Annotated in this window: 8 protein-coding genes; 2 read left to right on the top strand and 6 right to left on the bottom strand. The window is 67.6% G+C overall.

Annotated features, from left to right (window positions below; genetic code table 11):
- Nucleotides 1-70: 70 nt before the first annotated feature.
- Nucleotides 71-1,666, bottom strand: coding sequence for a serine hydrolase domain-containing protein (locus tag RIV12_RS10410; protein ID WP_309323654.1), 1,596 nt, complete (start codon nt 1,664-1,666; stop codon nt 71-73).
- 367 nt (nt 1,667-2,033) lie between these two features.
- On the opposite strand from RIV12_RS10410, the gene RIV12_RS10415 reads away from it, so the two are divergent.
- On the top strand, nt 2,034-2,921 hold the full coding sequence (locus RIV12_RS10415) for a hypothetical protein (protein ID WP_309323657.1): 888 nt from the start codon (nt 2,034-2,036) through the stop codon (nt 2,919-2,921).
- A 202-nt stretch (nt 2,922-3,123) separates the two neighbouring features.
- Here RIV12_RS10415 and RIV12_RS13185 read toward each other — a convergent pair whose 3' ends face one another.
- The 5 genes from RIV12_RS13185 to RIV12_RS10435 form a co-directional block, all read right to left on the bottom strand.
- Nucleotides 3,124-3,531 (bottom strand): FitA-like ribbon-helix-helix domain-containing protein, encoded by a 408-nt coding sequence (locus tag RIV12_RS13185; protein WP_428978932.1) that lies wholly within the window; start codon nt 3,529-3,531, stop codon nt 3,124-3,126.
- A complete protein-coding gene (locus RIV12_RS10420; RefSeq protein WP_309323659.1) occupies nt 3,438-5,069 on the bottom strand; it encodes a DASS family sodium-coupled anion symporter in 1,632 nt (543 codons plus the stop codon). The genes RIV12_RS13185 and RIV12_RS10420 overlap by 94 nt, the downstream gene beginning before the upstream one ends.
- Nucleotides 5,066-5,728: a L(+)-tartrate dehydratase subunit beta gene (gene ttdB / locus RIV12_RS10425; RefSeq protein WP_076069101.1), complete on the bottom strand. Its 663-nt coding sequence runs from the start codon at nt 5,726-5,728 to the stop codon at nt 5,066-5,068. Before ttdB ends, RIV12_RS10420 begins: the two co-directional genes overlap by 4 nt.
- Nucleotides 5,725-6,672: a L(+)-tartrate dehydratase subunit alpha gene (gene ttdA / locus RIV12_RS10430; RefSeq protein WP_216095374.1), complete on the bottom strand. Its 948-nt coding sequence runs from the start codon at nt 6,670-6,672 to the stop codon at nt 5,725-5,727. Before ttdA ends, ttdB begins: the two co-directional genes overlap by 4 nt.
- Before the next feature lie 314 nt (nt 6,673-6,986).
- Nucleotides 6,987-8,090 carry an AraC family transcriptional regulator gene (locus RIV12_RS10435; protein ID WP_309323662.1) on the bottom strand — a complete coding sequence of 368 codons (1,104 nt, stop codon included), beginning with the start codon at nt 8,088-8,090 and terminating at the stop codon, nt 6,987-6,989.
- A gap of 409 nt (nt 8,091-8,499) precedes the next feature.
- Between RIV12_RS10435 and RIV12_RS10440 the strand changes: the two genes are divergently transcribed.
- Complete coding sequence (locus RIV12_RS10440; protein WP_428978933.1) at nt 8,500-10,509, top strand: ribonucleoside triphosphate reductase; 2,010 nt, start codon at nt 8,500-8,502, stop codon at nt 10,507-10,509.
- The last annotated feature ends 201 nt before the right edge of the window (nt 10,510-10,710 follow it).

Genomic DNA, 10,710 nt, shown 5'->3' on the forward strand with positions numbered 1-10,710 from the left:
GGAAGCGGGCGGGGCTCGGCTCCCCCACCTGGGGGAGGGCAACGGTTGAGAAAGCATCGGGTCGGCCGGTTCAGGCCTTGGGCCAGGCGACGAACAGGCAGACGGCGACGAAGGCGACAGTCAGTGCCAGCTGTGTCCAGCCGAGCCAGGCCCGGCGACGTGGCAGGGTGGGCAGGTCCGGCCACAGCGTCATGCCCCGGACGATCCCGTACAGGCCGGGCAGCGACGCCACCGCCAGGATCCAGGTGGGCACGTGCGCCCAGGGCCCCGAGGCCGCGGCCGCCGCCAGGCAGGCGAGGAGTGCGGCCACGCGGCAGACCACCGCCATGCGGCTGGGCGCGCTCGCCGCGCGGGCGGCCGTGTACAGGCCCATGACCAGTGCCAGGATGGTGAAGATGCCGAGAATCATGCCCTGGAGCAGCATCTCGGCCGGCACCGGTAGGTGCGCCGTCGAGATCTTCTGCCCGTCGGTCAGGAGCGTCGTGGCGAGCGCGGCGGCAGTGCCGTCCGTGTTCTGGTCGGTGTAGACCATGACGGCCTTGCCCGACTCCTTGTCGATGGCCAGGTGCGTCATGTACTCCATCGTGGTGCCGCCGTGGCTGATGATCGTGTGCCCGTCGACGACGTCGGTGTACCAGGTGTAGCCGATCTTCTCGCCCGGCAGCTGGAAGCCGGCCAAGACCTCCGCGGGCCACCGAGCCTCCTGAGGAGCGACCCCGCCGGGGACGGTGTCGGTCAGGACCGCCTGCGCGTAGCGGGTCATGTCTTCCGGGGTGCTCCACACCCCGGCGCCGGCCGGGTTGGAGGCCGTGCCGCTGAGCGACTGGCCGCGGCGCCCATTGGCCTGGACCCCGTGGATGGCGCCGTCGGGAATCTCGGACTGGTTGGCGGTGAGGGTCGTGTGCTCCATGCCCAGCGGCGTGAAGAGCCGCTCCGAGACGTAGGACTTCCAGGAGTCGGCCCCGGCGGCGCGCCTGAGGGCCTCGCCCAGCAGCGAGATGCCCAAGTTGGAGTAGACGAACTCGCCACGCTTGCCCATCTCGGTGGTGCGGGTCTTCTCGATGAGCTGGTCGGTGCTGTCGGCGAAGGGGTTGAGCCCCAGGATGTCGCCTCGCAGCACGAACTTGCTCAGGTCCTGTGAGGGGACGCCCGGGATGCCGGAGCGGTGCGAGGCGACTTCCTCCAGGGTGGCCTCGCCCGCCGGGGTGCCGGCGAGCTCGGACAGGTGGGTGGACAGCGGGTCGCTCGCCTTGACCTCGCCGCGCGCGATGGCGTCGGCCAGGAGCTGGCCGCTGAAGGTCTTGGTGATCGAGCCGATCTCCATGGGGGTGGTGGACGTGTACTGCTGGCCGGAGGCGGTGGTGCCGATGCCGGCGTGGCGGGCGCCCTCGGCGGTGATGACGGAGACGTGGATGCCCTGCGCCTGGTAGTCATCGGGCAGGAGGTCGATGACCTGCTTGGCCAGGTCCTTGTCTCCCGTGATGGAGGAGGTGTCGGCCTTCGGCGCGTGCGGCCCGACGGCAAAGACCATCAGGGCCAGGCAGGCCGCCAGAACCGCGCAGGCCCAGCGGGGGAGGAGGCTGCGTGACGGCCGGATGGGAGATGTGGGTCTGACCTGCGGTGATGGCGGCTGGGGACGGGGAATTGGAGAGGTCGCGGTGCTCATGGGACCAGGCTGTCCTGATGCTCTCACCGGGACGATCCAGCCAGCCAGTCAACTCATGTCGGGCCACCCCGACAAAAGAATGTCGGCCGTCGAGCAGGTCGGGGCATCTACCCGCAATGCGGGTAGGCAATCTCCGAGTCGGGCGAGTGTGGTGACTGTGATGCCGGTGAGCGCTCCTCGAGGAGCCCTTACCGGCCGAGAGGCCCGAGATACTCCTGGCGAACGATCGCGGCTCGGGGTGATCCTGCCCCGTCTTTCGCGCGATGCCCTTGCTGTCCGGGGGCCACAGTCTGATGGCTGCGACGGTTGTCCACAGGGCTCCGGCAAGGTGTTGCGTCCATTCCGCCGGTGAGCGGCAATGGGCTCCATGAACGCCATGGACGCTGATCTTCTCACCGTTGTTCGTGGCTGCTATGGCGCAGTGCGCATTCGGGATCTTGAGTTGACTCGCACCCAGCGCCGTCATGTCGCCTCGCTTGTGAGAACCGGTGAGTTCATCGCCCATGAGCACGGTGTCGTCAGTCTTCCAGGTGCTGAACGTGCCGTCGTTCTGGCTCGCATTCACGGTGGGCTCCTCAGCTGCCAGGCAGCCATGCGCTACTACGGTCTTCCGTTTGCAGAAGGATCTGAGCAGGTTCACCTCGTGGTTTCGGATAGCGGACGATTCGCAGCCGTGGGACGTGAGGTTATCCATGTCGATCGGAGCCAGGGCTCAGCATCTCCGACTCGTTTCCCCGTACAGGCACTTCCTGAGGCTCTGGCGCGTTTTCTGCGCTGTCACCTCCAGGACGACTCCCCACTCATCGCTCTCGATGCGGCACTTCACGACGAGCGCGTCACTGCCGAGCAGATTCGCAATCTGCTTCGTGGCCCCGGTTCGGCTCGGGCGCTCGCACGACTCGATCGCGCCAGTGACCGGGCCCGTTCCCCGTTGGAGACGTTGGCGCGAATGGACCTGCATGCTGCAGGACTGAGCTTCGAGGACGGGGTGGAGATTGAGGGCGTCGGCGAGGTGGACCTGGTGGTCGAGGGATGGGTGGTCGTAGAGCTGGACGGCTACACCTACCACTGCGACGAGTACCAGTTCGGCCTCGACCGTTGGCGCGACCGCCGGCTTGTTGCCCGTGGCTTCCTGCCGCTGCGCTTCACGAGGAAGGATGTCTACGCGCATCAGGTCGTTCCGGATGTGCTGAAGGCCGTGGAGTGCTGGGGAGTGTCCAAATCTGCCACAAAGGCTGCTGTGAGTCTCGGATAGAAAATACAGAACCGCGCAATTCTGCGGTTCCTGCTGCTCAGTGAACGGCGCCTGAACCTCTTTGTGGCAGATCTGGACACAGAGCCCCTCAAGGAGGTCATCGGCTGCTCTGGTGACGGCTCCTCAGCGAGAGTGACGGGGCGTCCAGGGTGATGATGTTGGAGTGAATCCTCAGTAGGTCAGATGACATCAGTATCGATAGTCATGACAGGTCAATCGGGTTGTCCGGGGAGCGGTCTCGTGCTGGGGCGAGGTCCACGCCGACGATCTCGTCCCTGATTGACGTGAGTAAGGAGCCCAGTCGTGGCTTGTGGTCCTGAGCCGCTGCATTGCCAAGGATGTGGCGTATTTCTGCCTCCGTGCTGCGGCCGTGCAGCTGGGTACAGGCCTTGAGGTCCTGGTGTGTTGTTTCGGGTAGGTTGCGAACGACAGCACTGGACACAGCCTCTACCTGGATTTCGTTGGCAGAAAATGATGTCGCCGAGATCGACCGTGGTCGCCCCTCGGCGGCCCGGCTCACCAGGCCCCGATGACGTTCCACCAAATCGGCCCGGCCACGAGCCAGATGGCCATGTGCACGACGCCCAGGACGAGCCCCGTCCTCCACCACGCCCCGAGTTCGACGTATCCGGACCCGAAGTACAGCGGCGCCGGCCCGTTGCCGTAGTGGGTAAGGCACCCCATGAGGGTCGGGATCGCGCCCAGCAGCACGGTCAGCGGAACGCCGGGCAGCCCCAGCGCCAGCCCCACCCCGAGGAACACCGAGAACATTGACGCCGTGTGTGCCGTCCCTGAGGCGAACAGGTAGTGGGTCAGCGCGTACACACCCGTCAGAGCAGCGAAGGCGGTGATCGTCCCCAACCCGCCCATCATGCCGCCTACGTGCTCGCCCAGCCAACCGATGAAACCGAGGTCGTTGAGCGCGGTGCCCATCATGACGAGGGCCGCGAACCAGGTGAGTGTGTCCCAGGCCGACTTCTCCGCCTTCATCTGCTCCCACGTGAGCGCCCCTGTCAGCAGCAGCGCCCCCAGCCCGAGCAGTGCCACCGTGGTCGCGCTCATGAACGAGTCGCCAATGACCCACAGGACGATCATGCACACGAAGACCGCGAGCGTCGTCCACTCGTGAGCCGTCACCGGCCCGAGCCGCCGCAGCTCGCGTGAGGCCATCGCGGAGGCGTCGGGCGTGCGCCGAATCTCCGGCCGGTTGAGCCGGTAGACGACCAGCGGGACGGCGATGACCCCGATCAGCCCCGGAACCACCGAGGCCATGAGCCATCCCGGCCAGCTGACCTGGACCCCGGCCACGGCCGCCAGCCGAGAGGCCATGGCGTTCGGTGCGGCTCCGGTGAAGAAGATGACCGAGACCGCCAGGTTGAGGTTGTAGGTCGTCAGCGCCAGGTAGGACCCGAGGCACCGGTGGGTCTCCGGCCTGCCCGGCTCGGACCCGAACGCCCTGGCCACGCTCATCATGACCGGGTACACGTAGCCCGAGCGCGCGGTGTTGGACGGGATCGCCGGGGAGGTGAGCAGGTCGGCGAGCCCCAGACCGTAGGCGAGCCCGATGGTCGACCGGCCGAAGACCTTGACGAACAGATAGGCCAGCCGCTCACCGAGCCCAGAGGCGATGACGGCTCGCGCCGCGAAGAAGGCTGAGACGATCAACCAGATCGTTGAGTTCGAGAACCCCGACAGGGCCTGCGAGATCCTGTCCCCGGCGTCGCCGTCGGGCGCGACGACCCCGGTGGCCGCGCACAGCGCCATCGCGATGACGGACAGCGCGCCCATCGGCGCCGCCTTGCCGATGATGCCGACGATCGTCGCCAGGAAGATCGCGAAGAGGTGCCAGGCGGCGGGCTCCAGCCCCGAAGGCGTCGGGATGAACCAGGTGATCAGGCCGACGACGAGGCACACGGCCAGCGCCAGCGGCCGGGTTTCCCGCCCCAGTCCCGGGCGTTTGTCGGCCGACGACGTCGATGGCCCTCCCGCCTCCGGGCTGCCTTCGCCCGCGGGCTTGCGGGCGTCGAGGGTGGGCGTCGGCCCCGACGCCGCCTCGGTTGTCCTCTCCCCGCTGTTGCCGGGGCTGCGGCCGCCCCCTCCTCCGTCGCTTCTGTCCGGCGCGACGGTACCGGCGTCCGCGCTGCTCATTTGATGTACCGGACCTTCTGCTCCAGAGCGGCCAGCGCCTGCTCCTTGCGCTCGTTGTAGATGACCTTCTGCTGCTCGAAGAGGTTGTTGCCCTCGGCGTCGATCGAGACGATGAGCGGTCCGAACTGCTTGACCCGGAAGATCCACAGGGTCTCGGGCATACCCAGCTCGCGCCAGTAGCCGCCCTCCACCTCCTCGACCTCGGTGGCCGCGATGACGGCATTGCCGGCGGGGAAGACGCAGTGCAGGGCGCCGTAGGTCCGGCAGCCGGCCTCGGTTCCCGGCCCCATGCCGCCCTTGCCAACGATGAGGCGTACCCCGGTCCGCCGGATGAACTCCTCCTCGAACTTCTCCATGCGCATTGAGGTGGTCGGCCCCACCGAGACGACCTCGAATCGGCCGGCCTCCTCGTTGATGACCCGGATGATCGGGCCGGCGTGGAGGATCGCCCCCTCGCGGATGTCGACGGGCAGCTCGCGACCGAGCTCGATGAGCCGTCGGTGCGCGACGTCGCGGCAGGTGACGATGTGCCCGTCCAGGAAGATGACGTCGCCGACCCTGATGCCCTCAAGGTCCTCGCGCTTGATCGGCGTTGTTAGCGTGATGCGGCGGTCGGCTCTGACGGTGGTCTCGGGGAGGGTCTCGTTCGTGGTGCTCACAGCTCGACTCCCTTGTGCGTGATGAGCTCGTAGCTCAGGTCCTTGTCGAAATGGATGGTGCCGCGCCGGTGCGACCAGCAGCCGGTGTTGACCGCGACGGAGAGCACTGAGGGATGGCGCGCCGAGTTCTCGATGTTGACGCCCATCGTCGAGCCGTTCCCACCCAGGCCCTGGGGACCGAGCCCGATGGAGTCGATGGCCTCCTGGAGGTCGTCCTCGAGCTGGGCCACCTTCGGGTTGGAGGCGTGGGAACCGACCGGACGCATGAGCGCCAGCTTGGACATGTAGCTGGCTGCGTCGATCGATGAGCCGATGCCCACACCCACGAGCAGCGGCGGGCAGGCGTTGAGGCCGTAGGAGGTCATGACGTCCAGGACGAACCGCATAGCCGCCTCGTAGCCCTCGCCCGGCATGAGCGTCTTGCCCTGGCCGGGCAGGGAGCAGCCGCCGCCGGCCAGGTAGACGTGCAGCGTGAGGTCATCTCGGCCCTCGGCGACGTCCCAGTAGATCCACGGTGACTTCGAGCCGACGTTGGTTCCGGTGTTGAACTCGTCGAAGGTCTCCACGGTGTTGTGCCGCAGCGGCGCGATCCTCGTGGCCTCGGCGATGGAGGCCTTGAGCGCTTCGGACAGTCCGTCGGTGTAGGGGAAGTGGCTGCCGACGGTGGCGAAGATCTGGACCAGCCCGGTGTCCTGGCACGAGGGCCGCTTGAGTTTCTCGGCCAGCTCCTGGTTGCGCCGCATGGTCTGGTAGATCATCGTCGCCATCGGGTTGGTCTCTGCCTCGGCCAGCGCCTTGAGGCGGGCGGTGACGTCGTCGGGCAGACGTCTGCTGACCAGTGAGGTGAAACGGGCGACGACGTCGGTGAGCCGGGACAGCCGGCTGCGGGCGTCCACGGTTGCGATCGTGCTGAGGCTGTCTGCGGTGGTGGTCGTGGTGGTCACGATGGTTCCTCCTTCGGTATCGGACCGATCCGTGCCCAAGCACCACTGTCCCGTGACGGCGCGTCAGAATCTTTCCGTTCCATCAGGAGGGCGGCCGGGCCGCAGGTCCCACTCCGGCTGGCTGCCCGGGTTCGACGACGTTTCCGGCGGCCGGCAAGACCTGAGGATTCGCCCATCCCGTTTCGCGGCGCGGCGCGCGTCATGGTGCGTGGCGTGCGTGCCGGGGGAGCCGTCGGGAAGCTGGGCGTGCGTCGTCGACCTACAGATTCACCCGGCTGGGAACCGCGCCGCTGGTGCTCGGAAGGTGACCGCTGCTACTGGGTCTGGCCGGCGAGCTCCTCCAGGTGCGCCGACAGGGTGCGGGCCAGTTCAAGGGCCTCGTCCATGGGGGACAGTCGGGCCAGGCGCGACGCAGTCTCGCAGGGTCCCTCGTTCGCATCGTCGGCCACGGAGGGCAGGCTCGCCCAGTGGCGCAGGATCTGCGTGACCTCGGCGTTCGTGCGCGAGATGTAGCTCCGGTGGAAGACCGAGTCAGCCTCGCGCGTGTCCTCGGTGAGCAGCCGTCGGTAAGTCGACGGCGTGCGTCCGAAGGTACGTCGGAACGCCGTGTTGAAGGCCTTGACGTCTGGAAATCCGTTGTGGAGGGCGACCTCGGCGATGAGGTGGTCGGTCTCGCCCAGCTCGCGCGTGGCCTGGCGCAGCCGTACGCGCGTGAGGTACTCGGAGAAGGTCATGCCCACGTGCTGAGGGAAGAGCTGGGAGAGGTAGCCCGGGCTGAAGCCCGAGTGCTGGGCGAGCAGTTCGAGCGTGATGCGCTCGCGGAAGCTTTGGTCCACGTAGGCCACCGCGCGGCGCAGGGCCTGGTGTCTCTCGATGGCGGTGGGCAGGTCGGTGGCCGGCTCCCGGGAGGGCTCTGGTGGGAAGCGGTCGAAGAGGGTGGCGACAACGCTCAGCAGCCTGGACTCCCAGGTGGCCTTACCTCCGGGTCCGGGGCGGTCGCTGGCGAGCATCATTCGTGCCAGCAGCGTACGCAGTCGCGCGAAGCCGGGCTGGTCGCGAGTGCTCCCGGCGGAGCGGCAGCTGAAACGGGGGACGGAGCCGTCCTGCGTGAAGCCGGCCAGGTATCCGGCGTCGATATGCAGCAGTAGCACGGTTGTGTGTGGCTGCGTGGCAAGGGTGGCGTGCCCGTCATTGGAGTTGATGACCATGACGTCGCCGGGCTCGCAGCGCTCCACCCGGCCGTCCGCGCACAGTTCCATCCCGCCGGTGACGACGACGAGGACCTCCAGGGCCGGGTGCCAGTTGTAGTGGTAGGAGCCGATCCCGTAAACGTACTGGCCGGCCCGGAGGCCGCGAGCCTCGCCCCGGTGCTCGTAGTAGAGCTCTCCGTTCACGTGGCGGCTCGCGGTGGCGTCCATAACAGCCATCGTAAAGGTGGTGTGGATCTGACGTGCCGTCGTGGATGGTGCCGCCCCAACACGCCGGGCAGGAGTGATCTGGGCCTCATATGTGCTCTCCGAGTGGCCCTGTCGGCTCGCGTTCCAGCTTCGACGGCATCCGCGGGATCGCGCTAGAAGGTGTTGCCTATCAGGACAAAAGTCCTTACCTCTATCGCAAGATGTTGTGGTCCAGATACAATCAAGACACAAGATGATGTGGCTCAATGCGGCTCCTGCGGTGCATGCGGGCGTAGGGTCGGCACCGGTGCCGCCGACCGACCCGCTCTCAGCAGGTAGTGCGCAGTCGCTGGCGGCGCCGGGAAGAACCGGCCCCATCCACGCTCGACAGGGCCGCGAACAGGAACGAGAAGGACCATCGGAGAGACCCGTGCTCGAGAACCACCCCGCCCCCACCGACACTGCCACCCCGAGCCCCGTCGACGGCCCGGCCTCGACTCCGGTCGCCACCCCCGCTTCCACGCCGGCGCCCGCCGCCGACTCGCGCCTCGTGGCCCCTGGCTCGGCCGACTCGGCCGTTGCCCGCGGCGAGCGCCCCACCGTGGACGCCATCGCCACCATCACCGAGTACCTGGACCGCTCCGACTGGCGCGTCAACGCCAACGCCAATCAGGGCTACTCGCTGGGCGGGATGATGCTCAACACCTCCGGCAAGGTCGTCGCCAACTACTGGCTCAGCCAGGTCTACCCGGCCGCCGCCGGCCAGGCCCACCGCAACGCGGACCTCCACATCCACGACCTGGACATGTTCGCCGGCTACTGCGCCGGCTGGTCCCTCAAGGACCTCCTTCAGCAGGGCTTCAACGGCGTCCCCGGAGCCATCGCCGCCGGCCCCGCCAAGCACTTCTCCTCCGCCGTCGGGCAGATCGTCAACTTCCTGGGCACCCTGCAGAACGAGTGGGCCGGCGCCCAGGCATTCTCCTCCTTCGACACCTACATGGCGCCCTTCGTCCGCCTGGACGACATGACCTACGCCCAGGTCAAGCAGTGCATGCAGGAGCTCATTTTCAACCTCAACGTCCCCTCGCGCTGGGGCACTCAGACGCCCTTCACCAACCTCACCTTCGACTGGACCTGCCCCGCGGACCTGGCCGACGAGCACCCCCTCATCGGCGACGACGTCTGCGACTTCGCCTACGGCGACCTCCAGGCGGAGATGGACCTCATCAACCGCGCCTTCATGGAGGTCATGACCGAGGGCGACGCCGAGGGGCGGGTCTTCACCTTCCCCATCCCCACCTACAACATCACCCGGGATTTCGACTGGGGCGCTCCCAACACCGAGCTGCTGTTCACCATGACCGCGAAGTACGGCCTGCCCTACTTCCAGAACTTCATCAACTCTGAGCTCGACCCCGGCATGATCCGCTCCATGTGCTGCCGCCTCCAGCTCGACCTGCGCGAGCTGCTCAAGCGCGGCAACGGCCTGTTCGGCTCGGCTGAGCAGACCGGCTCGGTCGGCGTCGTCACCATCAACATGGCCCGGCTCGGCTACCTCTACGCCGACGACGAGGCCGCCCTGACCGCCCGGCTCGACGAGCTGCTCGAGATCGGCCGCGACACCCTCGAGCTCAAGCGCACCGTCATCCAGCACCACATCGACGCCGGCCTGTTCCCCTTCACCAAGCGGTACCTGGGCACCCTGGACAACCACTTCTCCACCCTGGGCGTCAACGGCATGAACGAGATGGTCCGCAACTTCACCCACGACGCCTACGACCTGACCGACCCGCGCGGCCACGCTATGTGCGTGCGTCTCCTGGACCACGTGCGAGACAAGATGGTCGAGTTCCAGGAGGCCACCGGCCACCTCTACAACCTCGAGGCCACGCCGGCCGAGGGCACCACCTACCGCTTCGCCAAGGAGGACCGCAAGCGCTACCCCGGCATCCTCCAGGCCGGTACGGAGACCAACCCCTACTACACGAACTCCTCCCAGGTCCCCGTGGGCTACACCGACGACCCCTTCGAGGCCCAGGAGATGCAGGAGGAGCTCCAGACCAAGTACACCGGAGGCACCGTCCTGCACCTGTACATGAACGAGCGCATCTCCTCGGCCGCCGCCTGCAAGGAGCTCGTGCGCCGCTCCCTGACCGCCTTCCGCACGCCCTACATCACCATCACGCCGACCTTCTCCATCTGCCCGGTCCACGGATACCTCGTGGGCGAGCACCTCACCTGCGACAAGTGCGCCGAGCTCCACCTGGAGGCCGAACCGGTCGAGTGCGAGGTGTGGACCCGCGTCATGGGCTACTTCCGGCCGGTGCGCTCGTTCAACATCGGCAAGAAGGGCGAGTATGCCGAGCGGCGGATGTTCACCGAGGTCGCCGCCGGCGGCCACGGCCCGGCCGTCTCGCGCCTGAGCGCGGTCAGCGCCTGAGAGGACTCGCCGGGACCGCTGGGCGCCGTTGGATGATCCGGCGACGGCGCCCAGCGGTCCCGGTGTTGCAACGACACCGGCCCTCGGGTCGGCCCCGCAGTCCCGGCAGCCCCGACGACGTTTCGAAAGGAGGGTGCAGTGACCTCACCGCAGACACGTCCGCCGGCCGACTCGCACACGGCCCAGCCGGCCCGGGCCGCT

The sequence above is a fragment of the Actinomyces stomatis genome (genome assembly GCF_031292835.1).
In the GTDB taxonomy this organism is placed as follows: Bacteria; Actinomycetota; Actinomycetes; order Actinomycetales; family Actinomycetaceae; genus Actinomyces; species Actinomyces stomatis.

What these genes read in the sequence shown, in the direction of transcription:
- RIV12_RS10410 (WP_309323654.1), bottom strand. Translation starts at nt 1,666, where the DNA reads ATGAGCACCGCGACCTCTCCAATTCCCCGTCCCCAGCCGCCATCACCG.
- RIV12_RS10415 (WP_309323657.1), top strand. Translation starts at nt 2,034, where the DNA reads ATGAACGCCATGGACGCTGATCTTCTCACCGTTGTTCGTGGCTGCTAT.
- RIV12_RS10420 (WP_309323659.1), bottom strand. Translation starts at nt 5,069, where the DNA reads ATGAGCAGCGCGGACGCCGGTACCGTCGCGCCGGACAGAAGCGACGGA.
- RIV12_RS10435 (WP_309323662.1), bottom strand. Translation starts at nt 8,090, where the DNA reads ATGGACGCCACCGCGAGCCGCCACGTGAACGGAGAGCTCTACTACGAG.